This is a genomic window from Streptomyces sp. NPDC008092, from assembly GCF_042957285.1.
Classification (GTDB): domain Bacteria; phylum Actinomycetota; class Actinomycetes; order Streptomycetales; family Streptomycetaceae; genus Streptomyces.
This window is the reverse complement of the sequence record NZ_JBIBHY010000010.1, coordinates 368,658-395,589: the sequence shown is the minus strand read 5'-3', so window position 1 is coordinate 395,589 and position 26,932 is coordinate 368,658. Positions and strand designations below refer to the sequence as shown.

20 protein-coding genes are annotated in these 26,932 nt (G+C 73.5%); 5 read left to right on the top strand and 15 right to left on the bottom strand.

Features of this window, described 5'->3' with window-relative positions; translation table 11 throughout:
* Positions 1–66 precede the first annotated feature (66 nt).
* A complete protein-coding gene (locus tag ACFZB3_RS31630; protein ID WP_391381300.1) occupies positions 67–1,014 on the top strand; it encodes a glycosyl hydrolase in 948 nt (315 codons plus the stop codon).
* Between the two features lie 46 nt (positions 1,015–1,060).
* On the opposite strand, the gene ACFZB3_RS31625 is transcribed toward ACFZB3_RS31630, so the two are convergent.
* The 12 genes from ACFZB3_RS31625 to ACFZB3_RS31570 all read right to left on the bottom strand — a co-directional run bounded on the left by ACFZB3_RS31625 (position 1,061) and on the right by ACFZB3_RS31570 (position 14,652).
* Complete coding sequence (locus tag ACFZB3_RS31625) at positions 1,061–2,404, bottom strand: NADase-type glycan-binding domain-containing protein (RefSeq protein WP_391381298.1); 1,344 nt, start codon at positions 2,402–2,404, stop codon at positions 1,061–1,063.
* On the bottom strand, positions 2,401–2,961 hold the full coding sequence (locus tag ACFZB3_RS31620; protein ID WP_391381296.1) for a phage tail protein: 561 nt from the start codon (positions 2,959–2,961) through the stop codon (positions 2,401–2,403). Before ACFZB3_RS31620 ends, ACFZB3_RS31625 begins: the two co-directional genes overlap by 4 nt.
* A gap of 28 nt (positions 2,962–2,989) precedes the next feature.
* A complete protein-coding gene (locus tag ACFZB3_RS31615; RefSeq protein WP_391381294.1) occupies positions 2,990–4,951 on the bottom strand; it encodes a putative baseplate assembly protein in 1,962 nt (653 codons plus the stop codon).
* A gap of 5 nt (positions 4,952–4,956) precedes the next feature.
* Complete coding sequence (locus ACFZB3_RS31610) at positions 4,957–5,400, bottom strand: GPW/gp25 family protein (protein WP_391381292.1); 444 nt, start codon at positions 5,398–5,400, stop codon at positions 4,957–4,959.
* 40 nt (positions 5,401–5,440) lie between these two features.
* Positions 5,441–7,348 (bottom strand): VgrG-related protein, encoded by a 1,908-nt coding sequence (locus ACFZB3_RS31605; protein ID WP_391381289.1) that lies wholly within the window; start codon positions 7,346–7,348, stop codon positions 5,441–5,443.
* Positions 7,348–8,070 (bottom strand): LysM peptidoglycan-binding domain-containing protein, encoded by a 723-nt coding sequence (locus ACFZB3_RS31600; RefSeq protein WP_391381286.1) that lies wholly within the window; start codon positions 8,068–8,070, stop codon positions 7,348–7,350. The genes ACFZB3_RS31605 and ACFZB3_RS31600 overlap by 1 nt, the downstream gene beginning before the upstream one ends.
* A 16-nt stretch (positions 8,071–8,086) precedes the next feature.
* Positions 8,087–8,509 (bottom strand): phage tail protein, encoded by a 423-nt coding sequence (locus ACFZB3_RS31595; RefSeq protein ID WP_181806069.1) that lies wholly within the window; start codon positions 8,507–8,509, stop codon positions 8,087–8,089.
* Between the two features lie 52 nt (positions 8,510–8,561).
* Positions 8,562–9,092: an extensin gene (locus ACFZB3_RS31590; protein ID WP_391381283.1), complete on the bottom strand. Its 531-nt coding sequence runs from the start codon at positions 9,090–9,092 to the stop codon at positions 8,562–8,564.
* A gap of 2,826 nt (positions 9,093–11,918) precedes the next feature.
* Positions 11,919–12,089 (bottom strand): DUF6760 family protein, encoded by a 171-nt coding sequence (locus ACFZB3_RS31585; RefSeq protein ID WP_089100305.1) that lies wholly within the window; start codon positions 12,087–12,089, stop codon positions 11,919–11,921.
* Entirely contained in the window at positions 12,086–12,556 is a 471-nt protein-coding gene (locus tag ACFZB3_RS31580) for a hypothetical protein (RefSeq protein WP_391381281.1), read from the bottom strand. Before ACFZB3_RS31580 ends, ACFZB3_RS31585 begins: the two co-directional genes overlap by 4 nt.
* The gene (locus tag ACFZB3_RS31575) at positions 12,556–12,999 is read right to left on the bottom strand and encodes a phage tail protein (protein ID WP_391381279.1); all 444 of its coding nucleotides are present in this window, start codon (positions 12,997–12,999) and stop codon (positions 12,556–12,558) included. Before ACFZB3_RS31575 ends, ACFZB3_RS31580 begins: the two co-directional genes overlap by 1 nt.
* Before the next feature lie 69 nt (positions 13,000–13,068).
* Positions 13,069–14,652 carry a phage tail sheath subtilisin-like domain-containing protein gene (locus ACFZB3_RS31570; protein WP_391381277.1) on the bottom strand — a complete coding sequence of 528 codons (1,584 nt, stop codon included), beginning with the start codon at positions 14,650–14,652 and terminating at the stop codon, positions 13,069–13,071.
* A gap of 330 nt (positions 14,653–14,982) precedes the next feature.
* Here ACFZB3_RS31570 and ACFZB3_RS31565 point away from each other — a divergent pair, with 330 nt between their 5' ends.
* The 3 genes from ACFZB3_RS31565 to ACFZB3_RS31555 all read left to right on the top strand — a co-directional run bounded on the left by ACFZB3_RS31565 (position 14,983) and on the right by ACFZB3_RS31555 (position 20,220).
* Positions 14,983–17,058 carry a DUF4157 domain-containing protein gene (locus ACFZB3_RS31565; protein WP_391381275.1) on the top strand — a complete coding sequence of 692 codons (2,076 nt, stop codon included), beginning with the start codon at positions 14,983–14,985 and terminating at the stop codon, positions 17,056–17,058.
* Between the two features lie 274 nt (positions 17,059–17,332).
* The gene (locus ACFZB3_RS31560) at positions 17,333–18,781 is read left to right on the top strand and encodes a hydrolase (RefSeq protein ID WP_391381273.1); all 1,449 of its coding nucleotides are present in this window, start codon (positions 17,333–17,335) and stop codon (positions 18,779–18,781) included.
* Complete coding sequence (locus tag ACFZB3_RS31555; RefSeq protein ID WP_391381271.1) at positions 18,778–20,220, top strand: RICIN domain-containing protein; 1,443 nt, start codon at positions 18,778–18,780, stop codon at positions 20,218–20,220. The genes ACFZB3_RS31560 and ACFZB3_RS31555 overlap by 4 nt, the downstream gene beginning before the upstream one ends.
* A 100-nt stretch (positions 20,221–20,320) precedes the next feature.
* Here ACFZB3_RS31555 and ACFZB3_RS31550 read toward each other — a convergent pair whose 3' ends face one another.
* The 3 genes from ACFZB3_RS31550 to ACFZB3_RS31540 all read right to left on the bottom strand — a co-directional run bounded on the left by ACFZB3_RS31550 (position 20,321) and on the right by ACFZB3_RS31540 (position 23,730).
* On the bottom strand, positions 20,321–22,288 hold the full coding sequence (locus tag ACFZB3_RS31550) for an AAA family ATPase (RefSeq protein WP_391381269.1): 1,968 nt from the start codon (positions 22,286–22,288) through the stop codon (positions 20,321–20,323).
* Complete coding sequence (locus ACFZB3_RS31545; protein WP_391381267.1) at positions 22,285–22,944, bottom strand: Pvc16 family protein; 660 nt, start codon at positions 22,942–22,944, stop codon at positions 22,285–22,287. Before ACFZB3_RS31545 ends, ACFZB3_RS31550 begins: the two co-directional genes overlap by 4 nt.
* Positions 22,945–23,079: 135 nt before the next feature.
* Positions 23,080–23,730 carry a LuxR C-terminal-related transcriptional regulator gene (locus tag ACFZB3_RS31540; protein ID WP_391381266.1) on the bottom strand — a complete coding sequence of 217 codons (651 nt, stop codon included), beginning with the start codon at positions 23,728–23,730 and terminating at the stop codon, positions 23,080–23,082.
* Between the two features lie 459 nt (positions 23,731–24,189).
* Between ACFZB3_RS31540 and ACFZB3_RS31535 the strand changes: the two genes are divergently transcribed.
* Positions 24,190–26,922: a LuxR C-terminal-related transcriptional regulator gene (locus ACFZB3_RS31535; RefSeq protein ID WP_391381264.1), complete on the top strand. Its 2,733-nt coding sequence runs from the start codon at positions 24,190–24,192 to the stop codon at positions 26,920–26,922.
* Positions 26,923–26,932 lie beyond the last annotated feature (10 nt).

Genomic DNA, 26,932 nt, shown 5'->3' with positions numbered 1-26,932 from the left:
GCGCGCAGGGTCACGGTATGACCACATGGCGTGGCCGCCGTGCGCGGAGCGGACAGACTGCCTCCCATGGCACGTCTGAGGTTCCTGTGGGTCGCCGTGCTGGCCGCCCTCCTGCTGCTGCCCGTGTCCCGGCCGGAGACCCCGCGGCCCGTCGCACCCGGGCCGTTCGGGGCGTACGTCGGGTACGGCGCGGACGGGGTACGGCGGGTGGCGGCGCTCGGGAGCTGGCTGCGGGACCGGCCCCGGGTCGGGCACACCTACCTGCCCGGTGACATGTGGCGGAACATCGAGGGCGCCCCGGACTTCGTCCGGCTGTGGGCCCGTTGGCGGCAGACCGAGCCGGACCGGCTCCTCGTCCTCAACGTGCCGATGCTGGAACACACCGAGGCGCACGTCCCGGACGCCGAGGTGCGCCGCCAACTGCGGCTCGGGGCGGGCGGCTCGTACGACGTCCATTTCCGCGCCCTGGCCCGCCGGCTGGTCTCGGCCGGCGCCCCGGACACCGTCGTCGTGCTCGGCTGGGAGATGAACGGGGACACGTACACCCATCGCTGCGGCCCCGACCCCGCCGCCTGGCGGGCGTACTGGCGGCGGATCGTGACGGCCATGCGGGCGGTGCCGGGCGCCCGGTTCCGGTTCGACTTCGCGCCCAACCGGGGCCGGGACGCCGTCCCCTGGACCACGTGCTATCCGGGGGACGGGTACGTGGACGTGCTGGGGATGGACGCGTACGACGCCCCGCGGGGGATGTCCTTCCAGGAGCAGGTCGCCGAGCCGTACGGGCTGCGGGCCCAGGTCGACTTCGCCCGGGCCCACGGCAAACCGGTCTCCTACCCCGAGTGGGGGCTGTACGAGAACGGCGACGATCCGGCGTACCTGCGCTCGATGCTCGACTGGTTCGCGAGCAGCCGCCCGCTGTACCAGACGATCACCGACTACTGCCCGCACGGCGTGTGGCGGTGCCGCGGCAATCCCCGGTCCACGGCCGTGTACCGGTCCCTGATGAGGAGCTGAGCGCGCCGCCGGAAGTGCCGCGACGTGCCGGCGCTGCCGGAGCCGGTCAGGAGTTCGCGCTCGACGGGCCGAAGAACTCGATCTCGGCGATGGCCACCTGGGTACGGGCCGACGCCCGGTACGACGAGTCGATCGTGAAGCGGACGGAGACGACGTCCGCCGCCCGCAGGTCGCGGGTCTGGCCGCCGGCCGCCTGGTCGAGGGTCAGTTCGCGGGTCACGGTCTTGCCGTCGGCGGTCTTGATGGTCGCCGTCAGGTGGTGCGGCAGGGCCGACTTGTTCAGCTGCTCGGTGTGGGTCGACTCGCCGGAGGTGATGACGACGTTCAGGAGCCGGACCGGCTCGTTGAAGTGCGCCTCGACCCACTCGCCCTCGCCCGCCCCGGCGATGCCCGGGCCCCACCACGTGTTGTTCAGCTTGTCGAAGAGCAGCTCCGGCTTGTGCCCGGCGTACGCGCGGGACGCGCGGTAGGTGTCCGGGTCGACGGGGGCGCGCTTGGCGAAGTGGTCGCGGGTGGCGCTGATCGCCCTGGGTGTGTTGATCGCCAGGACCGTGACGCCGGTGAGGACGGCGATGGCGACGATCCAGGTGAGGACCCGGTCGAAGGTGCGGCGGAGGCGGGGGCGGTCGCCCGCCCACGGGGTCTCCCTGTTGCGGAAGTCGAAGATGCGGCGCCACCAGGGGCGGCGGGCCGCGAGGCCGGTGTCGGGGTGGCCGGCCATGGGCATCGCGCAGCGGGTGCAGAAGTGGCGGTCGGGGCGGTTGGGGGTGGCGCACCAGGGGCAGGGGGTGCCGCCGTGGGCGCCGAGGTCCTCGCCGGGGGCGCGGACGGCGGCGGGGCGCTGGGGGGTGGGGCGGCCGGGGAGGACGGGGGCGACGGGTTGGGGGGCCGGAGCGGGGGTGGGCTCGCTCACCGGGACGAGGAGGCGGCGGGCCCGGTCGTGGTCTTCGTCCGCGGCTGGCTGGGGGGTGGGGACGGGGGTGGGGACGGGGGTGGTCTCCGCCGTGGGTGACGTCACGGTGGACGGGGGCTGGGCGCGCAGTTCCCCGCGCCCCTGAAGGGGCGCTGCCGTGGCCGTGCCTTGCAGGTCGCCGTGGGCCTGGCGGGGCGCTGTCGGGGCCGCTTCCTGCCGGATCCCGTCGGGGGCTGCCGTGGTCGTTGCCCGGGCTTCTCGCTGGGGGAGGCCGGTGCCGCCGTCTCTGCGGGTGAAGGCGTCCCAGCCGGGGGCGGGGGCGGAGTCGGGGGCCGGGGCCGGGGCGGGGGCGGCCGGCTGCGGTGCGGGGCTCTCGTCGGTGCCGGTCCAGCTCAGGACCGCGCCGCACGCGTCGCAGAAGGACTGGCCCGGTTCGGCGACCGTGCCGCACTCCGTGCAGTTCCGGTTGGTCGTCATCGCTGCGGGGTCCTTTCGGCGGACGCGGTCACCTGGACCGTGTAGGGCATGTGAGCGGGGCGGGCGGCGGCCACGAGGTGTTCCAGGCGGACCTCGTCGGCCGGGGTGGGGTCGGGGAGCACGAGGTGGACGTGCACGCCGGGGCGGGGTGCGCCGGGGAAGGGGCCGAGCGGGCGGGCGCTCCAGTCGGCGCCGCCGCTCTCGGTGATCTCCGGTGGCACGCCGAAGGCCAGCCGGACCGTCTCGGACAGGCCCCAGCGGGTGCCCCGGATGCGGTGCAGGTAGGCGGCCGCGGCCACGGCCGCGCGGAGCAGGGGCTCCGGTTCCGTGCCGTCGGTCTCGGCGCCGACCCAGGTGCCGAGCCACTCCGCGAAGTCCAGCGGGGCCAGCGCCGGGTCGAAGTAGCTGGGCAGGCAGTCGAGGACGTTCGGGATCGGGGCGATCACGTCGTCCAGGCCCGCGACGAAGCGCAGCGCGAGGTCGTCGTCGGCGAAGACCGCGGGGAGCATCGCGCCGATCGGGACGGAGGAGCCGAGGCCGTCGATGGACCCTCTCAACGGAGGCCTCCGGCCGGGTTGTTGCCGGTCATTCGCCGATCACCCTCACCCGGTGGTCGTAGGAGAAGACCAGGGACGGGGCGTCCAGGTCGATGCGGTCGGTCGGGTCGCCGCGCTTGCCGGTCAGCGGGTCGGCGGGGTGCAGAACGACCTCGTCGACGAGTTCGATGCCGGGGACGCGTTGCAGCACCGCGAAGATCTCGCCGGACTGCACCGGGCGCCCGAACGGCCAGCCCTTGCCGTCCGCGCCGCCGGTCAGCGGGTCCAGGTGGCGGTAGAGGGCGTCGTGGGCCTGGCGGCGGACCCGGTCGACGTCCACGCCGCGGAAGGCGTGCACGGTGGCGACGACCGTGACGCCCTGGTAGAAGGGCGGCCCGACCGCGAGCCGGGTGCCGATCAGCCGGCGTTCGTCCAGGTAGCGGGTGATGCGGTCCAGCAGGGCGTCGCCGGGCACGAGTTGCTCGAAGCGGAGCCGGCCGCCCGGGTCGGAGACCGCCTGGGGTACCACCAGGACCCGTACCGCGTACGACCCGTGCTCCCCCTCCTCGCCCTCCAGGCAGGTGATCCGGGCCGTCTCGGGCGCGGCGCGGCGGGCCAGCTCCTCGTAGTCGCGCAGGGTCACCGCCCGCTCCTGGGCGCGCAGCGTGATCGGCGCGCGGACCTTCGCCTCGGCGACCGTCTCGCCGTCGACCCCGCCGCGCGCGGCCTCCCGGTTGACGACGTCCGCGACGTAGGGGATGGAGGAGCGCAGGATCTGTACGGCCCCCCGGGCCACGTTGCCCTCCCGGCCGCCGCCGGTGCGGTAGCGGCGGGCCCGGACCACCGCGCCCTTCGGGGCCACCGCGCCGTACTGGCGCAGCGAGCCGTCCGGTTCGCGGACCGCGGGCCCGAAGGCGATCTCGCCGGTCGTCGCGTCGAGGGTGAGGTGCCGGTCCTCCGGTCCCGAGGCCGCGAAGTGCGGGACGACCTGCCAGTCCGCCCAGCCGCCCTCGCCGTCGTGCTCGGCGGTCTGGAGGAGGAGCGGCGGGGTGTCGCCGACGACGGGGGCGTGGGCGAGCCGCAGGCGCTGGCCGGGCAGGCCGGTGGACTCGCCGAGCGCCTCGTCCTCGACGGTCTCCGCGTGGACGGTGGCCGTGGTGCCGCCCACCGTGCAGGCCTCCACGAACCGGACCGTCGGGGAGGTGGTGTAGAAGGGCTGGTCGGCGTGGGGTTCGGTGACCCGGCAGCGCAGCCAGCTGGCTTCCAGGCCGCCGTTGCGGGACAGGACATGGCCGCCGGGGACGTGCAGCACGACCTCGCCGGGGCGGTTCAGGCCGCCGGTGCCGTCCCGGTCGACCTCGCACTCCTTCCAGCCGTCCTCCGTCCACGCCTCCCAGACCAGCGGGGGCTGCCGCGGGTCCACGCCGACGCCGTCGACCCGGCTGTCCAGGTCCAGGGCGACCGCGCAGTGCGGGACGGCGGCGGACAGGCCGAGCAGCATGCAGTCACCGGGGTTCGGGGACTCGGTGAAGCACAACAGGTCCTTGCCCTCGGCGAGTTCATGGGTGAGGTCGACGACGGCCGCGCCGTTCTGCTGCCGCAGCAGGTGCCGCAACTCGCTGGGCACGATGGTCAGTTCGCGCTCGGTCGCGAAGACGACCGCCTCCTGCGTCTCGGTGCGGCGGGTCGCCACCTCGGTGCCGACCGGCACCGGGACCGGCTCCTCCTGGGCCGCCGACAGCCAGAACGTCACGTCCGTACGGGCGGCGGACGGCGGGAAGAGCGTGATGCCGACCAGGTCCAGGAAGGCCAGGTGGTTCTTCTCCGGGACCCGGTTGAGCCGGTACACGATCTGGTCGGCCATGTGCGCGACCGTCTCCACCAGGGTGATGCCGGGGTCGGAGACGTTGTGGTCGGTCCACTCCGGGGCGCGCTGCTGGATGTAGCGCTTGGCGTCGTCGACGAACTGCTGGAAGCGGCGGTCGTCGAGGTTCGGGGAGGGCAGGGCCATCGGGATCAGCGGTCGCTTTCGGAGGAGTCCGGGGAGGCGGGGGGCAGGTCCGGCTCGTCGTGGGAGGGGATGACGTAGAAGGGGAAGACCAGGCTGCGCGGGTTGTTGGTGCCGCGGATCGAGTAGCGGACGTCGATCATCAGCACGCTCGGGTCGGCGCCGGTGGTGACCTCGACGTCCTCGACCTCGATCCGCGGCTCCCAGCGGTCGAGGCTGGCGTGCACCTCGTGCTGGATACGGCCCGCGGTCTGCTCGTTGACCGGCGCGAAGACCAGGTCGTGGATGGCGCAGCCGAACTCCGGCCGCATCGGGCGTTCGCCCGGGGCCGTGGAGAGGACGAGGCGGATGGCCTCCTCCACCTCCTTCTCGCCGCTGACCAGGGCGATGCCGCCGGTGGGCCCGATGCGCAACGGGAACGACCAGCCGGAGCCGACGAACTGCTCTGCCATCAGCCCCGCACCCGCCTCTCCGGAAAAATCTGCCGGCCGGTCACGGGACCACCATCACGTTCAGTCCGCCCATCGTCATCATGCCGAGGACCGGCACCTGGGGAGCCTGGATCCCCACCGTGACCATGGAGCTGATCGCGACGGCGGCGTTGCCGCGCAGCGACAGGGCTGCGCTCGCCATCACGTTCACCGCGGCGGCGTTCACGGAGACGGCGCCCGCGGGAGCCTTGATGTCGACGAGTTCCGCGCTCTGCAGGGAGAGCGGTCCCCCGCTCCTGATGCTGAGCGCGCCGCCCGCCTTCAGCGACAGGTTGGCGCCGGCCTCCACCGACACCGACCTGCTGCCCTTGATGGAGACGCTGCCCTTGCTGTCCACGGTGATCTCGGTCTGCTGCCGGTCCAGGAACACGGTCAGTTTGTCGTCGCCGCTGGCCAGCCGGACGCCCTGTTTGCGGCCCCGCTGGTCGAGCAGGTCCATGCGGTTGCCGACCCGGTCGGAGACGGTGTGCCGGGTGGCCCGGCCGCGCATGCCGTCGTGCAGCGGCACGTCCTTGACCCGGGTCGGCTTGTCCTTGCCGTTGTAGAGGCCGCCGATGACGTACGCGTGGTCGAGGGCGCCCCGGTCGAAGGCGACGAGCACCTCGTCGCCGACGTCCATCGGGAAGACCCCGCCGCCGCGCACCCCGCCCCACTGCATGGTCCGGGTCCAGTCGCTGACGTACGTGTCGTCCAGCCACGGGAACTTGAGCTTCACCCGGCCCTGCTGGAGCGGATCCTGCACGTCGGTGACGAGGGCCTGCGCCACGCTCGGCTGCCGGTCGCTGCCGGCGCCCCCGCCGCCACCGGAGGCGAGGCCGTAGAGCGAGCGCCACTGCCGGCCGCTGACGGTCACCCAGGTCTCGTAGTGCTTGGCGTCGCCGAAGACGTGCCGCACGGAGGTGACCGTGTACTTCCCCTCGAACGGGTCCCCGACGTCCGAGAGCGCCACCGGAACCCCCGGCCGCAGCTTGGGATTGCCCCGCACGACCACCTCCATCTCGGCGAACGTCGAGGTGACGTCGTCGGAGAGGGCGTCGGCCGCGTACTTCACCTCGGTCTGCTTGTCGTACGGCGTGCGCGTCTCGACCAGCTTGGACGTCTTGAACTCGCCGGCCGCCGCGGCCGGGGTGGTGCCGATGCTGTAGCCCGTGTTCGAGGCGGGGGTCGCCGTCGCCGTGAGCGTCTTCTTCGTCCGGACGTCCCAGCCCCGCGACTCGACCTTGTTCACCTGGTCGGAGGCGGTGACGGCGGTGCGCAGCCGCAGGATGTCGTGCCGGGCCTCCAGCACGAACGGGCTCTTGTCGCCGTCGGTCTGCGGGGAGGGCGCCCCGGACGCGCTCTTCTGCTTCACGAACTGGAACTTGCCGTCGGCGTCCACCGACATGACCATCTCGTTCTCGTCGGCGAGCCGGGCCAGGAAGTCCCAGTCGGTGACGTTCGACTGGCTGATGAACTCGTAGACGGTCCTGGTGGCCTGGATCCGCCCGACCGGCACCCCGTCCTGCGCGGCCAGCTTGCGGGCGATGTCGGAGGCGGTCTGGTTGCGGTAGGCGACCACACGGCGCTGCCGCATCAGCCGGAACCCGTAGTCGTAGCCCCGGACCACCGCGTAGCTGCCGGTGCCGTCGTACTCGGCCTCCAGGCCCGTGACCTCGCCGGTGAGCAGCGGGTCGCCGGTGCCCTGGCCGTCGGAGACCGGCGTGATCACCACCGGGGTGCCGAACTGCACGCCCAGCTTGCCCAGCAGCCGGCGGTCCGGATCCCGGAAGGTCAGCTGGAAGGCGGCGGGCACCCCGACGCCCTGGTCCACGTGGGCGTCGACGAGATAGCGGCCGTACTCCGAGGTCGCGGTCAGCTCCTTGCCGCCGATGACGACCTTGATGACGTTCGAGAAGGCATGCTTCACCATCAGGACCGCACCTCCTCGGCGGCCGGCAGCACCAGTTCCGTCCCCGTGGGCAGCCACCCCGGGTCGTCGATGTCGTTGGCGTCCGCGATCGCCCGCCAGGCGGCCGCGTTGCCGTACTCCCGCCAGGCCAGCGACTGCAGCGAGTCCCCGGCGACGACCCGGTGCACGCGCTGCGCGGTGAGCGCGCCGGACGTCGGGTTCTGTCCCGCGGTCTTGCTCGGGATCTCACGCAGCTGGAGCCGGCAGCTGGCCCGGATCGGCATCCCGCTGGTCCCGAAGAGGGAGTAGGAGACGTCCGCGGAGGCCACGTACGCCGTGAAGTTGGCCGTCGAGAACGAGCCCCACTGGAAGACCACCCAGGGCGGCGACGGCTGCTTGGCGGCGATGCTCTTGCTGGTGACCTCGCAGCAGGCCAGCAGCGACTCCACCTTCTTCATCACGTCGTTGCTGTCCGGGTCGTCGGACCGGTCCAGGAAGATCTCCACGCTCATCTCGCGCGGGTGGGTCCCGAGGAACTCCGGGAGCGCGCCGTCCCGTTCGATCGGCGCCGCCGACGACTTCCAGTCCGCCCGGCGGGCGATCGACAGCTGCGCCGGGTTGAACTCGAAGCCGAACGTCTTGATGATGCCGCCCGGGCTGGTGCTGGTGCCCACGGGCGGCTCGTGAATCGCGAGGGTGGCCCGCACGAGGCTCTTGCCGGCGCCCCGGCTGCTCTTGGCCATGATGCTGGTCCGCCTCTCAGTCCGTGAATCCGTGGTGGGCGATCTCCAGGACCTCCGTGGCCACGGACGGACTGCCCGCGTCCAGGGACGGCCCCTGCCAGCTCACCGGCAGCACGTCCAGCAGCCCCCACCGGGCCACCTCCGAGCCGTCCGCGCGCAGCGCCGTGATCTGCCCGGTGGGCCGCTCGATCCCGGTCTGCACGGACGAGATCCACTTCGCGACCTTCGTGGTGTCCGGGGTGAGCGGGCGGGTCAGCCGGATGTGGGAGAAGGTGACCCGGGTCGGCAGCTGCCACACGAACCCGTTGTTCCCGCCCTCCTGCCGCTGCTCGATCTCCACCTGCGACGACAGTCCCTCGCACCCGTTGAAGTAACCGAGGTCCTCGCCGTCGATGGAGAGGCTGAACCAGACTGTGGTTCCCGGGTCCTGGCGATCCATCGGGGGCCTTTCTGTGGAATGGGTGCGCGGTCGTCGTCTTGGTCGGTCGCCGTCAGGGGCGGAAGTCGCGGAGCTTGCCCACGCGTTCGCGGTCGCGGCGGAGTTCGGTGCGGACGTGCCGGGTGATCCGGTCGATGATCCGGTGGACGAGGGCGTCCACCTGGAACTCGGTGAGGGCACGCGGGTCGAATCCGCCGGCCTCGACCGCCGTGTAGCCGGGCGGCGGATCGTCGGCGCCCGAGGCGGTGCCGGAGTACCCGGGCGGCGGCGGGTCGTCGGGGGGCGGGGGCTGCCTGCCCGTCCCGGTCCGGGGGGCCACGGCGCGCGCGGTGTGGGCGACCGGCGCCTTTTTCAGCGGGGCCGTGGGGTGGTGGCCGCCGGCCGGCGCGGTGGTGAGCGCTTCACGCTGGACGGTGAGACGGCCGAGGGGCGCGACGGGGAGAGGGGTGGTGGCGGAGATCGGGGTGGTGGGGCGCAGCGGGACGGGTTGAGCGGGCGTGGCGACGGTGCTGGAGACGGTGGTGGCCGACCTGACCGGCAGGGCGGCGGTCAGGGGGAAGGACGACTGTGTCCGGCGCTGCACCACGGCTGCGTGGCGGTCTCCGGGGCCGGGAGCGGGGGGAGGGGTGGGGGTGGAGGTGGAGGTAAGGGCGGTGGGGGCTGAGGCGGGGGCCACGGTGCGCTGCACGAAGGGGGGAACGGGGGAAGAGAGGGAAGCGGGGGATGCGAAGGAAGAGGGGAATGCGGAGGAAGAGGAGGGGGAAGAGGGGGTCGGCGGTGAAGCCGTCGCCGAAGTATGTGCCGTGCCCGGGCCGGGAAGAACCGGTGGCGTCGTCGTCGGCAGGCCGGGTACCGAAGCTCGCTGCACCGGCCGGGGCGCCGCGGGGGCCGGACGGGGCGCCGCGGACGTCGGCTGGGTCACTACGGGCACAGGCTGGGAAAGGGCGGCCGACTGACCACCCGCAGAACCACCCGACGAACCACCCGCAGAACCGCTCGAAGACCCACCTGAAGACCCACTCGCCGGACCGCTCGCCGAGCCACTCGACGCCGGTTTCCGCTGCACGGACGGCACAGCCGTCCGGCGGCCGACGGGCCCGGTGGCAACCGCGCCGGCGGCCGGGCCCGTGATGGGGGCGCCGAGGCCGAGACGGGGTGCGCGGGGGGTGGCCGTACCGGTGCGCTGTACGGGGGCGGGAACGGAAGCCGGAGCGGGAGCCTGCGCCGGAGCGGGCCCGGCCGCCGAGGCCGGACCGGCGGACGCCGGGGCGGGTCCCCGCTCGCGCGGACCTGGCGGGGTCTGCGCATCCGGCACGGTGGCGGAAGAGGACTGCGGGCCCTCCGCCGTCCGCCGCTGCACGGGCACCTCACGCCGACCGCTCCCGGCCGCCGCGGGCGAAAGCGGAGCGCCGAGGCCGGGGCGAGGAGGGGCCGGGGTCGTCGCGGCACGCTGAACGGGAGCCGGCGCGGAAGCGGGCGGGGCCGCGGCCGTCGAGGTGGCCGGGCCGGGCTCACCCGACGGCATCGGCACGGCAGCCGGTACGGCGGCTCCGCTCCCCGCCGGACGGGGGGCTTCCCGTACGGCACCGGTTGCGCCGGTGCCCTCCCTCGCCGTTCGCTGCACAGACGCCTCGCGGCCACCGCTCGCGGACGGGGATGCCGAGGGCCGCGCGGTCGGCGGGACGGCCGAGGCGCGCGGGGCGGAGGGCGTCGCTCCCGCAGACGGCGAAGCAGCCCCAGCGGCTCCGGTGCCGTGGGCGGTGGCGGGCCTCGGTGCCGAACTCGCCTCCGTACGAACGTTTTCCGGCGACGGCGGGGTGTGCGGGGCGACCGGGCCCGTGCCGGTACTGCGCTGCACGGCGGGCGCCCCGGGGCTGCCGGGCCGCTGCTCCGGGGCCGCCGAAGGCTTGCCGGGCACGGCCGGGGAGACCTGGGAGACCGGCGAGACCGGGGTGCGGGTTCCGCTCACCGCCTGCCGCTGCACAGGGGTCGGCGCCCCTGCGCCGGGCATGCCGGAAGGCCCGCTGCCGCCCGGAGGCGTGGCGGACGGGGTGGGGGTTGCGGATACCGAGGGCGGTCCAGGGGTCGTAGAAGGGACAGAAGGCGGTGTCCGTACCGATGTGGGCGACGCGGATACCGAGGCCGTACCACCACCGCCACCACCACCGGAGCCGCCACCGGAGCCGCCGGAAGACGCCCTGGCCGGACCCGGAACTGCCGTGCTCGGGCGGGCTGTTGCCGGTCCGCCGCCGGTCGCCGACCGCTGTACGACGGCAGGTGCCGGCGCCCGTCCGGGGGCGGTGCCCCGAGGAGCGCGCGGGGCACTGCCCGAGGAGGTACGGCCGGCGGCGCTCGGGCGCGGCCAGCCCCCGCTCACCCGTACCGGCTCCCCGCCGCCGCTCTCGACCGCCCGCTGAACGACCCCGTCCGCCGCCGTCCCGGCGCCGGCTCGGTCACCCTCGGCGGCCGGCGTCGGCGCTGCCGCCCCGGCGGCCGTCACCCTCGGTGCCGACGGCAACGTACGCCGCTGCACCGCCGTCACCGACGTGCTCGCCGGCGCCGTCGTCAGCGCGCTGCGGCGCGGCGGGACGGGAGGTGCGGGCGCGACGCGCGGACCGGTGGCCGGAGCCGTGGCGACCGGAGCCGGCTGCGGTGCCCACGCCACCGGCACGGGCACCGGCACCGCCGCCGAGGCGCCGGCCGTCGGCGTGACCGACCGCTGCACGGCAGACACGGGTCCTGGTCCCGGTCCCTTGGCCTGGGCGGTCGGCGGGGCCGCCGGGCCCGGCGCGCTGTTCCCGTTCCGTACGGCTCCCGGCGTCGCCCCCGGCCGTTGCGCGGCCGCACCACCACCGTGCCGCCCCGCCAGCGGAACCCGCTGTACCGCCGGCGCCACCGGACCAGCCGCTCGGGCAGACCCGGCGGACCTCGACGAGTCGGCAGCCCCCGCGGGACCACCTCCGACCGCCCGCAACGGCACCACCGGCATCGCCGCCCGCCGGCCCGCCGTCGGTCCCGCCTGTCGCGCCGCTCCCGTCGGTCCCGCCAACGGCAGTGCCTGCGCCGGGCGTTCGAGGCCGGACACGGCCCCCGCACCCGTGGTTCCGGCACGGCCGCCACCGGCGAGACCCGCGCTCGACTCGCCGTCCAGGACGGCGTGCGAGCGCGTGCCCATGAACGACGGGTTCTGCCAGGTCGGCAACCGGCCGCCGAACCCGGCGTCCGCGACTGGCCCGCCCGCTCCCAGCGCACGCTGGATCGGCGGCAGCCCGGACCAGGCGGCCGCCACCACGGGACGGCGCGGTGTCTCCACGGGAACGTCAGGCATGTTCCCGGACTCGCCGGCCCCGGACTCTCCGGCCCCGGACCCGCGTCCGCGCCCCCGTACCCGATCCCACAGCCCCACCGGTCAGCCCTCCGCCCCTGCGGAGGCCGCCGCCCTGGTCACCAGGGACGCGATCTCCGCCGTGTAGCGGCGGCGGTCGGCGTGCTCCAGGTCCAGGATGTCCTCCAGGTTCCAGTGGAAGTGGTAGGCGACGTACGCGATCTCCTCGTGCAGCCGGTCGGTCGCGTACGTCACGATTCCCCCAGGCGGCTCCCGCCGAGTTCCACTTCGAAGGGCTCGGAGCAGTGCGGGCAGTTGACCGCGGCCCGGGTGTGTCCCTCGGCGTTGATCTGGCGGTAGAAGTCCTGCAGGAACGCCAGGTCGGAGGCGAACATGTTCTCCACGATCCCGTCGTGGACGAGCGCGAGCGTGCCGAGGCGGGTGATGACCCGGCCGAGGAGCACCACCGACAGGAACGCCGGGTTCTCCTGGACGCGGACGTCCCGCAGCGGGATCAGCTCGTCCCGCGCCGTGGACAGGCGCATCACGCCGTCGCGGTGGACGGTGCCCTGCTCGTCGACGTACCCGCGCGGGAGCTGGAACGGGAACTCCGTGCGCAGCACCTCGACGGGCGTCTCCGGTTGCTGGGGGGCCTGGGGCGCCGCCGCCTCCGGTGCGAGCGGCGCCCCCACGCCCTGGGCCCTGACGGCCGAACGCCTCATTACTCGATGACCAGTTCTTCGAACGTGATGGTCACCGACTCGGTCAGCGCGGACGCCTCGCCCGCCTTGACCGTGCTGGTGTCGATCTTGCTGCACCAGGCGTTGCGCAGGTTGTAGCGCTTCACCGGGTTGTTCTCGAAGTCCATCATGATGATGGAGGCGTTCTTGCGGGCCGTGGCCATCTGGCCGTTGATCGACTCGTTGATCCACTGGGTGAACGACGACGACTGGGTCATACCGCGGATGACCGTGCAGGTGCCGTTCTTCTTCACGCCCGGCAGGTTGCGGACGTGGTTCTTCCCGTCCGGCGTGTTCTGCTGGTAGGTGATGACGTCCTGTTCCATCGACAGGCCGCTGACCTCGGCGAGGTACTCCACCATCACGCCGTCGATCTGCAGGCCGAAATTGTGCGATGTGAGGGCGTCACCCGGCTGGAGACTCATGTGTTACTGCCCGTTCTTCTCAAGGTGCCGTGACATCAGGGGGGTTGGGGACCGAGGGCCCGGGGCCCGCTACTCCTGGAGTTCGCCGCTGCCGCTGCTGAACTGGGCCAGCCGGAAGATCACGAACTCGGCGGGCTTGACCGGGGCGATGCCGATCTCGCAGATCACGCGGCCGACGTCGACCGACTCCGGCGGGTTGGTCTCCTCGTCGCACTTGACGTAGTACGCCTCCTCGGGCCGCTGCCCGAACAGGGCGCCGCTGCGCCACTCGTTGACCAGGAACGCGGAGATGTTGCGCCGGATCCGGGCCCAGAGGTTGTGGTCGTTGGGCTCGAAGACCACCCACTGGGTGCCGATCAGGATCGACTCCTCCAGGTAGTTGAAGTACCGGCGGATGTTGAGGTAGCGCCACGCCGGGTCGGAGGAGAGGGTGCGGGCGCCCCAGATGCGGATGCCGCGGCCCGGGAAGGCGCGGATGCAGTTCACGCCGATCGGGTTGAGCAGGTCCTGCTCGCCGCGGGTGATCTGGAGCTCCAGGTCGACCGCGCCGCGGATCACCTCGTTCGCGGGGGCCTTGTGGACACCGCGCTCGGCGTCGTTGCGGGCCCAGACGCCGGACACGTGGCCGGACGGCGGGATCAGCCGGGACTGGCCGGAGGACGGGTCGAAGGTCTTGATCCAGGGGTAGTACAGGGCCGCGTACTTGGAGTCGTAGCCGGCCGTCTCCTGGCGCCAGACCCGGATCTGGCGGGCGTTGAGGCCCGGCGGCGGGTCGATGACCGCGACCCGGTCGCCCATCAGCTCGCAGTGCGCGATCAGGCCGAGCTGGACGGCCTTGACCTGCTCCAGGTCGATCGCGCCGCGCTGGTAGGCGGCCATCAGGTCGGGGACGGCCACCATGGACACCTCGTCGACGGCCTCCAGACCGCCGAAGCCGGTGCGGTCGGCCGAGTCGCCGAGGTACTCGGCGGGTCCGGGGTGCGAACCGGCGCCCGCGACGGGGGACGCGGACGCCGGCGTCTGGGTCGGGGCCGCGAGGGCCACCGTCTGGTTCTCCGGACGGGCCAGCTGCGCGGCGGGCGCGGCCTCGGTCACGGTGATGAGCCTGGAGCGCTCCTTGACCTGGGTGACCACGTAGTTGCGGCCGCCCTTCTTCGCGGTCACGTCGAAGGTCTCGGCGACCTTGCCGGCGTCCTTGACGACCAGCCTGAAGCGTTCGGCGGGGCCCTCGCCCTCCGGGTCGGCGACCTCGACGCTCAGGTCGCCGGAGGCGATGGCGCTGACCGTGAAGGTGCCGAGCTGCTTGGCCTCGCCGGGCGGCAGGGCGGCCTGGGCGGCCGGACCCCCGACGGCGGCGGGCGCGTTGAGGGTGCCCTCGGCCTCTTCCCGGGTGCCGCCGACGCGGACCACGTAGGCCGCCGTGCCGCCGTTGTTGAAGAAGCCGTAGACGGAGTGGGCGAGGTAGTACCCGTCGGTGAACTCTCCGAAGGACGCGACGTACTGCGTCCAGTTGGTCACCAGCGTCGGCTCGTTCAGCGGACCGGTCGGGGCCAGGCCCACGAAGGCCGCCACCGACGTGCCCACCCCCTCGATGGGGCGCGAGCCGCTGGCCACCTCCTCGACGTAGACGCCGGGCGACAGGTAGGACGGCATGCTCTGCTCTCCTCGGGGTACGAGACAGGAACGCTTCCCACCCTCACGCGCGAAGCGCGTCCGCGGAAACGTCCTACGGTGCCGTGCCGGGGGCAAGCCCGCTGCCCGGACGGGCAGTCCGGCCGGGCCATGGGCCGCGCGGTCCGCGCGGTCAGGTCCATAAGACCGCCCTAGCCGCCCTGTCCGCGAGCCGGGCCGCCGGCCAACGCCACCGCGGCGCCGCGGCGCGCGGCACAACCCTGCCCGTGGTCCTGCCCGTTCGGGCCTTCCGCCGGCCATCGGGGTCCGGTAGGGGTGGAGGGTCAGCTGTCCGAAGGCGAAGGGAAGGCCGTGCGCGCACACGCAACACGGGACGAGCGGGGCAGCGACGCGGAGCGGGCCCGTCCCGTGGTGGCGCCGATCACGCCCGCGCAACGCATGCCGGCCCTTCAGCGAGCGGCGGGCAATGCCGCGGTGGCCCGCGCCCTGAGCGAGGAACAGCATGGGCACGGCGCCGGTCGCGGAAACGGCCCGTCGGTGCAGCGGTCCGCCGTGCACGACGTACTGCGCTCGCCGGGGCAGCCGCTGGCCGGGCCGCTGAAGCACGAGATGGAGGGCAGGTTCGGCGGCGAGGACTTCAGCTCCGTACGCATGCACTCGGACCCGGCGGCGCTGTCCTCGGCGGCGGAGATCGGGGCGGATGCGTACGCCTCGGGCTCGCACATCGTCTGGGACGGCAAGGACAAGACCGTCCTCGCGGAGGAGCTGCACCACACCCGCCAGCAGGCGCGGGGCGAGGTACCCGGTACCGAGCAGGTACCGGGCCTCCGGATCTCCGATCCCGGCGACTGGGCCGAGACCGAGGCCCGCCAGGTCGCTCGGAGCGTGATGAGCGGACCGGCGCCGGCTGTGCAGCGGGCAGTGGCCCAGGAGACCGCCGACGGTACGGACCGTATCGGGGCGGTCGTCCAGCGGGCGCCCTCGACCAGCGACGGCCAGGTCTCCGAGGGTGAGACGGGCGACAGGACCAAGCCGACGGACGTGTCGCCGGGCGAGGCGCTCCGGGACGAGCTGGTCAACAAGCACGGCCGGGAGTTCCACAGGGCGAGCCAGAGCCTGACTCGGGCGCCCATGGGCGGACCCGCGGCTGTGCAACGGGCCGTGACCGCGGGGGGTCCGGCACAAGGGCCGCACGTCCTCACGACGGTGCAGCGGGCCTCTGGAGGAGAGACGGGGACAGAAGAGCGTCAGGAGACCGGCGAGTCGGCACGCGGCCAGAGTCTCCGAATGCGCGACCATGACAACAACGAACTCTTCTCCGGCGACGACGACCTGCTCGCCGACTACGTGCGCCACCTGGCCGAAGAGGACCGGGCGGACATCTACCGCCTGCTGCTCAACCGCCTGAGCCGCCAGGGCTTCGACGCCCAGGCCGTCAGCGTCCAGCAGGTCTGGGACGGGGCCGACAAGCCGCAGTCGGCGCGCCGCGTCCAGGTGCCGCGGGACCTGCACTTCATCTGGCTCGGCGGCAAACCCGGCGACTCCGTCATCGCCAACCTGAACGCGTGGAAGGAGAACGTCGAGGACAGCGACTGGACGATGACCCTGTGGACCGACGCGGGCAGTTCCACGCTCAAGGGCCTTGAGAAGACGTTCGGGAAGCATCTGAAGATCCGCGCCGACAGCGACAAGCTGGTCAAGGCGAAGGCGGGCACGGAGAACTACCGGCTCTACAAGGACGCCAAGAGCAAGAAGGCCCTCAACCTGGCCTCCGACATCCTGCGCTACACCGTGATGGCGGAGTTCGGCGGCGTGTACATGGACGTCGACGTCGCGCCGGGCTCCATACAGCTCAAGACCGCACCCGAGGTGCTGATGCGCAGTACGGACATTCCCCTGCTCGCCCCGCGGCTGCGCGACAAGAACAGCGTGAACTCGGCGCTGGGCCGGGAGGAAACGGATCAGGACCCGACCGCGGAGGACCTGAACGCGGCGGCCGACGCCCGCTACGACAAGGGGATTCTGGGCAACAACTTCATCCTCGCGCCCGGTTCGGAATTCATGGGCGAACTCCTCAGGAAGCTCCCGGCGCATTTCAACGATATGAAGGAGAAGTACGGCCCCGAGGTCATCGAAGGGGATCTCCCTGGCCTGGCCCCCGACATCTCGGGCCCCGCTTTCGTGGAAAAGGTGCTCAAGCAGTACACCGGCCGGCATCACCGGGTCATGGAACAGGACCACAGCACCGCCAAGGCTCCCGACATGGCCATCGAGAGGGACGAGTTCAAGCACTTGTTCCCCCCGGAGGCCCTGGAGTTCTGGAAGGCGCTGGGCTGGTGGACCCCCGAGAGCGAGAAGCAGCTCGACCGGACCCCCGGCCTGAGCAGGACGCAGTCGCTGCTGCGGGCCTTGCGAGTCAAGAAGTGAGACACCGCCGGCCCCCCACGGGAAAGCATGGGAGGCGGGTTCGGTTGCCGAGGCGTGTACTGCTACGCGACCGTGCACGAGGGACATGAGCACGACGCCCCTCCCGGCCCGGTGCACGGCCGCGGTGCCGTCGGGCGCGGACCTTTCTGCGCTCCCCGCCTCCACCGGCGACCACGAGGCGGAACCGATGGACACCACGGTCTGCCCCTCTCGGGCACCGAACTCTGCCCCTATGACCGGTGCCCGGGCGGTTCCCCCCGACTAGCGTCCTGACGTGAGCCTCTGGACCTCCCTCGAACCCGCCTCCGCGACCGTGGACCCGGGCGCCTCGACCCGTGTACGCCTGCGGCTTCGCAACACCGGTGACGTCGTCGACGAGTACCGCTTCGAACCGGTCGGCCCGGTCGCCCCCTGGACGACCGTCGAGCCCGCCACGCTCCGGCTCTACCCGGGCACCACCGGCACGGTGGAGCTGACCTTCGCCCCGCCCCGCACCCCCGACGCCACCGCGGGCCCGAACCCCTACGCGGTCCGGATCACGCCCACCGAGCACCCCGAGGCGGTCACCGTCCCCGAGGGCAACCTCACCATCACGCCCTTCACCGAGCTGCGCGCGGAGCTGGTCCCGCCCACGGTCAAGGGCCGGTTCCGGGGCCGCCCGAAGCTGGCCATCGACAACCTCGGCAACACGAAGCTCACCGCCTCCGTCAGCGGCAGCGACAACGGCGACCAGCTCGCCTACGACCTGCACCCCAGCAACGTCCAGATCGAGCCCGGCCGCGCCGCCTTCGTCGACGCCACGCTGAAGCCCAGGAAGATCATCTGGTTCGGGCCCAAGGAGCAGCGGCCCTACCGGCTCACCGTGCAGCGGTCGGGGGTGCAGCCGGAGCCCGTCGAAGGGACGTACATCCAGCGCGGCTTCCTGCCCCGCTGGCTCGCCACCCTCTTCGGCACCCTGCTGGCCCTCGCCGTCACCTTCGCCCTGATCTGGTTCAACTACAAACCGAAGGTCGGCACCCTCGCCCAGGAACAGCCCGTGGAAGCCGCGGTGAGCAGCATCGCCCCCAGCCCGACCGTCACCCCGACCCCGCCCCCGGCACCCACCGAGACCCCCTCGTCGGCGCCCCCGGCGGACACCGGGAACGGCAACGGCAACGGCGGTGGTGGCGGAGGCGGGGGCGGCGGGGGCGCGACGGCCACCGTGACCGCCAAGCCCAAGCAGGACACCGCGGCGACCGCCGTCAACCGCCTCGCCGCCGACGACCCGGCCGGACGGCACATCTGCTACCGCTCCTACGTCCAGGGCACCGGCTGGCAGAAGCCCGTCTGCGACGGCACGATGTCCGGCACCGTCGGCAAGAACCTGCCGATCAAGGCCGTCAACCTCGCGGTGTACGGCGTCCAGGGCTCCGCCGCCAACTGGTTCAAGTACGACCCCCAGTCCACCAACGGCCAGGGCACGTGGAACCCGGACTGGACGGCGATCATCGCCGACGGCAAGGACAACTACATCGGCAGCACCAAGGCGTCCGACCCCTACATCGAGGGCTTCGCCTTCAACGTCGGCAGCGGCCAGGGCTGCAACTACGCGAAGGTCCGCGACCACGACTGGGGCGACCAGTGGTGCAAGGGAGCCCGCACTCCCAACAACGACCTCGACTTCGTCGGCACCCTCGACAACACGCTCTGGCTCGAAGCCTTCAAGCTGACGGTGACGCCATGACGCTGTGGACCTCCCTCGAACCCGCCTCCGCGACCGTGGACCCGGGCGCCTCGACCCGTGTACGCCTGCGGCTTCGCAACACCGGTGACGTCGTCGACGAGTACCGCTTCGAACCGGTCGGCCCCGTCGCACCCTGGACGACCATCGAGCCCGCCACGCTCCGGCTCTACCCGGGCACCACCGGCACGGTGGAGCTGACCTTCGCCCCGCCCCGCACCCCCGACGCGACGGCCGGCCCCAACCCCTACGCCATCCGTGTCACACCCACCGAGCACCCCGAGGCGGTCACCGTCCCCGAGGGCAACCTCACCATCACCCCTTTCACCGAGATCCGGGCCGAACTCGTGCCGCCGACGGTCAAGGGCCGCTTCCGGGGCCGCCCCCAGCTGGCCATCGACAACCTCGGCAACACGAAGCTCACCGCCTCCGTCAGCGGCAGCGACAACGGCGACCAGCTCGCCTACGACCTGCACCCCAGCAACGTCCAGATCGAACCGGGCCGCGCCGCCTTCGTCAGGGCCACCCTCAAGCCCCGGAAGATCATCTGGTTCGGACCCAAGGAGCAGCGGCCGTACGCCCTCACCGTGCAGCGGTCGGGCGTCGGTCCACAGCCTGTGGACGGCACCTACATCCAGCGCGGCTTCCTGCCCCGCTGGCTCGCCACCCTCTTCGGCACCCTGCTGGCCCTCGCCGTCACCTTCGCCCTGATCTGGTTCAACTACAAACCGAAGGTCGGCACCCTCGCCCAGGAACAGCCCGTGGAAGCCGCGGTGAGCAGCATCGCCCCCAGCCCCACGGCCAGCGCACCCCTGGCGGCCGCCCCGGCGCCCTCGCCGACCCCGGTGGAGCAGCAGCCGGCGAACGACGGCAACGGCTCGTCCGACACCCAGGCGGGCGGCGGCGGCCAGTCCCAGCCGGCCCCGCAGGCGACGAAGAAGAAGGCCCCGAAGCCGGTCGTGCCGGTGGACAACATCCTGCTCCGCAACACGACCACCAAGAAGTGCGCGGACGTCCCCGGCTACGGCGACGGCACCAGCAACGGCCCGGTGCGCGAGTACACCTGCGACGGGACCACCAACGACAACCAGCTGTGGAACCTTGAGGTGCGGTACCCGAAGGGCGGCCCGGGCTCGGCCGCGCTCTTCCAGATCCGCAATGCCAAGGACCAGCTGTGCATGGACCTGCCCGACTACGGCTCGGCCCGGCTGTCGGCGCCGATCACCGAGTACAAGTGCGACGGCACCAAGGCCGACAACCAGCTGTGGTGGATCGACAAGCAGCCCAGCGGCGCCTACTGGATCCGCAACTTCGCCAGCAACAACCTCTGCCTGGACGTCGCGGGCTACAGCACCGGCACCAACGACACCAACCTCACCCTGTACTACTGCTCGAACGACGACGACCAGGAGTGGCAGATAGTCCACCCGTCGGGCGACTGAGCACCCCGAACTGAAGCGCCCCGAAAGGGGCGCGGCGAACTGCGCGACCAGCCACGACGGCGCCGCAGCCGACCGACGACGCACACCCCCCTCGCGCCGCTCACCCCCACGTACCCGGCACCAGCCGCCCCGCCTTGCGGTACTCCCGCCGCGCCCCTTCGAGCAGGTCCGCCGCGCCCACGGGTTCGCCCCGGCCCGCCGCGAGGTACGCCGCGGTCACCACCGCGCTCCGGACGGAACCACCGGCCAGCTCGAACTCGGCTGCCAGCGGACGCAGTTCGACGCCCTCCTCGCTCGGCACGTGCGCCAGCCCGAGCCGCCACAGCGCCAGGCGCTGCTCCTCGTCCGGGAACGGGAAGTCGATCACCAGGTCCAGGCGGCGGGTGAAGGCCTCGTCGATGTTGGCCCGCAGGTTGGTGGTGAGCAGCGCGATGCCGTCGAAGGCCTCCAGGCGCTGGAGGAGATAGGCCGACTCCAGGTTGGCGTACCGGTCGTGGGCGTCCTTGACCTCGGAGCGCTTGCCGAAGACGGCGTCGGCCTCGTCGAAGAGCAGCACGGCGTCGGTGCGGTCGGCCTCGGTGAAGATCCGTTCGAGGTTCTTCTCGGTCTCGCCGATGTACTTGTCCACGACGGAGGAGAGCTGGACGACGTAGAGGTCGAGGCCGAGTTCGGCGGCCACCACCTCCGCCGACAGGGTCTTGCCGGTGCCCGACTCGCCTGCGAAGAGACCGAGCACGCCCCGCCCCCGGCCGCCGCCCGCGCTCAGCCGCCAGTCGCCGAGCACCCGGTCGCGGTGGCGGGCGCGCAGGGCGAGTTCCCGCAGTTCGGTGAGCGGCCGGTCGGGCAGCACCAGGTCGTGCCAGTCGACGGCGGGCCGGATCCGGCGGGCGTGCTGTTCGAGGCCGGAGGCGGACTGCTGCCGGGCGGCCAGCCGCAGGTGGGCGGCGGCCAGCGGGGTGCCGTCGAAGGCGGCGAGGTCCTGCGCGGCGCGGGCCGCCCGGGTGAGGCGCTCACCGCCGAGGTGGTACGGGGCGACGGTGGCGGCGAGGTCGAAGCCGGGGTCGCCGGGCAGTACGGCAGCCCAGGCGTCCAGGGCGGCGGCGCGCCGGGAGGGTACGTCGAGGACGAGCGGGTCGCGGTGGTCGCACCACTGGGGGTCGTAGGGGCGGGCGGTCGTGACCAGCACGGTGACGTCCGCGGCGGCGTCGGCGCCCAACGCCCGCAGGAAAGGCCCCGGTTGGTCGCCGTCGACCAGGATCGCCCGCCCGCTCAGGCGGGCCTCCCGCAGCAGTTCCGGGATCCGCTCCTCGGGCCCGGTGTAGTGCAGCGCCGCCCGGCCGGCGAGCCGCAGCGCGGCCGTCGCACAGCCGAGGCCCTCGCCCTCGCGCCGCTCCCGCAGGAAGGCGAAGAGCGGCCCGGCGGCGAGCCGCGCGGCCAGCCGGCGGACGAACTCCGGGTCCGCGGGCGCACTGCCGTGCGACGGCTCCCGCAGGTGTCCGGTCAGCGCCGCGTCCGGGGTGTCGTCGCCGAGGAGGTGTGCCAGGACCCGGTCGGAGACGCGCAACGAGCGGCTGAGGAAGGGGCGTTCGGGCTCCTCGACGGTGAGCAGGCCGAGCGCGGGCAGCGGGGCGGTGGGGTGGAAGCGGGCGCGGGCCGCCGCGAGGTGGGCGGGGGCGCCGTACAGGTCGAGGGCGAGGCCGACGGTGGCGCGGCGGCGGCCGACGTCGTCGTTGAGGTAGCCGTACAGCTGCTCGAAGGTGCGGTCGAGGTCGGGGGCGAGGGCGATGAGGAGGAGGGTGGTGTCGAGGGGGGCGAGGCGCAGCCGGGCCGCGAGGGCGGCGAGCGGGTCGGTGAAACCGTCGGCCAGCGCGGGGAGTCCGGCCGGTTCCGGCTCGGGGCGCAGCAGGTGCCGTACCGCTTCCTCGGAGAGGTAGAGGCCGCGCAGCGGGTCGCCGGCCGTCGGGTCGTCGGCGGAGCGGTGGGCGACGAGGGCGGCGACCCGGTCGCGCAGCGCGGACAGCCGGGTCAGCAGCGCGGCGGCCGGCCCCAGGGAGACGTCCAGGGTCACGCCCGGCCCCTCCGGGCGGCCGCGGCCTCGGCGACCTGGCCGGGCCGGTGGGCCCGCTCCTCAAGGACCGGCGCGGTGTCCTCGACCCCGGCGCGGACCCGCACGGCGGCGCCCTCGGTGACCGGCGGACCGGCGTCGTACTCGGGGTAGGCCGGGAACGGGGCCGTGATCACGACGTCCAGGGACGGCTTGAGTTCGCCGCCGAGCGCCGACCAGATCTCGGCGAGGGAGCGCGCCTCGGACTGGATGCCGGCGCACGACAGCGGGATCGTCAGGCCCAGCGCGCCCAGCGAGCCGGGCAGTTCCGACGGGTGGATCAGCTCCCGCGGGATCAGCGTCGCGAGCACCGCGCTGATCAGCCGGTGCTCGTCCTCGGGCCGCTTGGTCCACGCCGTCACGAGGTACGACAGCCGGAACCACCGGGGCGGCTGGCGGCGCTTGACCACGACGTCCCGCTCGTCACGGATGTCGACGTGCCCGCGCTGGCGCCGGTTGACGTCCTCCCGGATGTCGTACAGGTAGCTGTTGATCACCGGGCCGTTACGGCGGGCCGACCAGTCGCGGGTCGGCGCGTCGAAGGAGACCTCGATGCCGGAACCCTCCAGCGCACCGCCGGTCAGCAGGTTCCGCAGCACCTGGTCCACCTCGTGGATCACGCCGTACTCACCACCCCACGGACCCGCACGGACCCCTCGGCATACACACCCATCCTGCCCCTCGCCCCGGCCGCCCCCGCAGGCACGGCCGGGCAGACCGGCCTGCCCCTGAGCCGGTGTCAGCTGCCCGATCGGTCAGATGTAGCCTTCCCGCAGAGCATGGGCGACGGCATGGGCCCGGTTGCGCAGATGCAGTCGGGTGGTCAGCCCGTGCATCACGTTCTTGACGGTGCGCTCGGAGTAGGACAGCTTGCTGGCGATCTCACCGGTGTCGAGGCCCTCGGCGACCAGCCGCAGGACGTCCACCTCGCGGGCGGACAGCCCGGCTGCCGGGGCACCCGGGCGGCCGGCGGCGCTGCGGTGCAGGGTGCCGACCTGGTTGATGAGCCGGCCGAGCAGGTCGGCGGGCAGGTCCCCGTCGCCGCGGGCGGCCGCGAGCACGGCCTGCACGAGGCGGAGTTCGGTGGCCTCGTGGCGCCATACGATGGCCCCGACCCCGCACTCGATCACATCGAGCAGCTCGGTCTCGCGCAGCGCCCCGACCACGAGTACGGCCCGCGCGCCCTCGCTGCGCACCACCCGGCGCAGCCGGGTCAGTTCGGGTTCGTCGAGGCTGTCGCTGATGAGCAGCGCCACCGTGCCGGGCCCGGTCTCGGACTCCTCGCGTATCTCGACCTCCGGATGGCGCCGCAGCTGGCTGAGCGCGCCCTCGCGGGAGATGGGGTCCGGCGCGAACACCGCGACGGGCGTGCGGCCGACCGACGCGAATGAGCTGTTGCTGACCAACCGCTTCCCCTATGTCCACGTGCCCGTCGCCTCTGCGGGAACCGTGACGGGCGGTAGTACCCAGCCTGCTGTGGCCAAAGGGGCAAGGACAATCGTGGAGGACCACGAGAAGGACCACGAGATGTTCAGGGGCCGGGTGGGGGTGCTTGGGGTTGTGGGTGCGCTGCGGGTGCGTTGTGGCTGGTCGCGCAGTTCCCCGCGCCCCCAGGAAGGTGGGTCCACCGGTCCCACCCGAAAAGGGCCGGTGGGAACTGCGCGACCAGCCCCCACCGGCCCGCAGCGCACCCACAACCCCAGGCGCCGCAAGCCACATCCACAGCCCCGTATCAAATGTGCAGCCCCTGCAACAAACCCGCCGTCCACCCCCGCCACCCCACAACCTCTCCCGCTCCCACCACCTCTAACCCCCCGAACCGGCCGAACCCGCCGGACCCACCAGCGCACCGCGAGGAGCCAGGCATGACCCAGCCGTCCCCTGAACTCGCCGCCGCCATGCACCTGATGGCCGAGGAAGCCGGGCGCACGCTCGCCGGCAGCGGCCGGCTCGTGCTGCTCCGGGGCGCCACCGGAACCGGACGCACCACCGTCCTGGAGGCCGCCGCCGAGCAGGCGGCCGCCCTCGGCCTGAAGGTCCTCCGGGCCCGCTGCTCACCCGGCGACACCGCCATCTCCTTCGCGACCGTCCTGCAACTCCTCGGCCCGGTACCGGAGTTCGCCGAACTCGCGGTGGACGGGGACGAGCGGTCCACCGCCGCCGGACTCTGGCGGGTGCTGCGCGCCTACGCCGACGCCGCACCGCTCCTCGTCGTCGTGGACGACGTCCACCTCGCCGACGCCCCCTCGCACCGCTGGCTCGTGGAGTCCGCCCGGCACATAGACCGCTTACCGATCCTCCTCGTCGTCAGCGAGCGCAGCCAGTACGACCTCGATCCGCCCACGCCCGGCTTCGCCCACACCCTGCCGCCGGCACTGGTCCGCACCCACACCCTCGCGCCCCTCGCCCCGGCGGCCGCCGCCGCCCGGGTGCGGGTCCGGTTCCCGGACGCGTCCCGGTTCTGGGTCGACGCCTGTGTACGGGCGGCGGCCGGCAGCCCGCTGCTGCTGGGCGCCCTCCTGGACGACCTCGGCGAGAGCCGGCACCCGGACGTGCCCGAGACGACGGCCGCCCTCTACCCGGGCGCCTACCCGGCCGCCGTCCAGTGGTGGCTGGACAGCGCCGGGCCGGCCACCACCGAGGTCGCCCGCGCCCTGGCCGTGCTGGACGAGGACCCCGGCACCTGCCTGCCGGAGAACGAGGTCACCCCGCTCCTCGCCGAACTCGCCGACGCCGACCCCGTCCGGGTGGCCGGCTGGCTCACCGCCATGACCAACCTCGGCCTGCTCACCCTGGGCGCCGACGGCCGCCCGCACTTCCCGCACCCCCTGCTGCGCGACGCGGTCCTCGCCGGGGTCCCCGCCGCCCGCCGCCGCACCGCCCACCGGGCGATCGCCGAGGCGATGCTGCGCCAGGACGCGCCCGCCGAGGCCGTGGCCCGCCAACTGCTCGCGACCGGACCGGTGCAGGACCCCTGGGCGGCCGCCCTGCTCCGGGACGCCGCCGCCGTCGCCCTCCACGAGGACCGCACCGCGGACGCCGTCGGCTATCTGCGCCGCGCCCTGGAGGAACCCCTCCCCGACGACCACCGGCAGCGGCTGCTGACCGAGCTGGGCTCACTGGAGTACGCGGCGCCCCGCTCCTCCGCCGCGATACCCCGCCTGGCCGAGGCGGTCCGGCTGCCCGCCGCCCCGCAGGACCGGGTGCGCGCGGCCGTCGCCCTCGGTACCGCGCTGACCGGCCGGGGCCGTACCCGCAAGGCCGTCGAACTGCTCCGTTCCGTCAACGGCGAGCTGGACGGGCACCCCGACCTGGTCCGCACCCTGCACACCGCCTCCGTACTCCTGTCCGACCAGGACCAGGAGGTACGGCAGGAGGTCTACCGGCGGCTGTCCGAGACCGCCGACCGCTCCCCGGAGCTGGTCGGCCCGGCCGGCCAGGCCCTGCTGGTGCGGCACGCGGCCTCCGCGGGCCTCACCTCGGCCCGGGACGCCATGCGGCAGCTGCGCACCCTGCTCGCCGAACCCGCCGACCCGCTCACCGAGCCCTTCCTGGTCGGCACCGCCGCCACGGTCGCCCAGTGGGCCGACGAACTCGACGAGGCCGACCGGCTGGTGGACCGCGGCCTCGCCGGGCAGCGCCCCGACCTGCTGCACCCCATGCACCAGGCGCTGCTCAACAGCCGTACGGACATCGCGGCGGCCCGCGCCGACCACACCCGCCCGGCCGCCGTCCCCGACGCGGTCACGCCGTCCAACGCCCACGCGCACGCGCTGATCGCGCTCGTGGAGACCGGCCGCGGCGACCGGGCGGCCGGCCTGGTCGCCGGGATCGACCTGCGGGAGGCACCCGACTCCTGGGAGCTGAACCGGTTCCTGTTCGCGCGGGGCGTGGTGCGGGCCGCCACCGGTGACCCGGCCGCCGCGCTGCACGACTTCCTGGAGTGCGGGCGCCGCCAGACGGCCCGTGACGTGATCAGCCCGGTGGTCACCCCCTGGCGGACCGCCGCCGCCGAGTGCCGGCTGGCCCTGGACCGCCCGCTGGAGGCCATCGCCCTGGCTGAGGAGGAGCTGCGGCTGGCCCGGGTCTGGGGCACCCCGCGCACCGTCGGCCGGGCGCTGCGCGTCCTCGGTACCGCGACCGGCGGCCGCCGTGGCCTGGAGCTCACCGAGGAGGCGGTACGGCTGCTGCGGGACGGCGGCCCGGCCGGTACCGAACCGGCGCTCGCCCTGATCGCGCTGGGCCGCCAGCTGACCGCCGCCGGTGAGGGGGCCCGCGCCCGCGACTGCCTGCGGGAGGCCGCCGAGCACGCCGAACGGCAGGGCGCGGTACGGCTGTCGGAGCTGACCGAGGAGATCCTGCGCAAGGGCGGCGCCCGCTCCCCCAGGCGCCGTACCGGCGCCGCCTCCCTCACCGGCAGCGAGCGGCGGATCGCCGAACTCGCCGCCGAGGGCCGCACGAACGTGGAGATCGCGGCCCTCCTCCACCTGGCCCGCCGCACCGTGGAGACCCATCTCACGCACACCTACCGCAAGCTGGGCATCCGCCGCCGCGCGGACCTGCGCCCGGCCCTGGACCAGGCGGCGCCCCGCCCGTGAAGGACCGGAC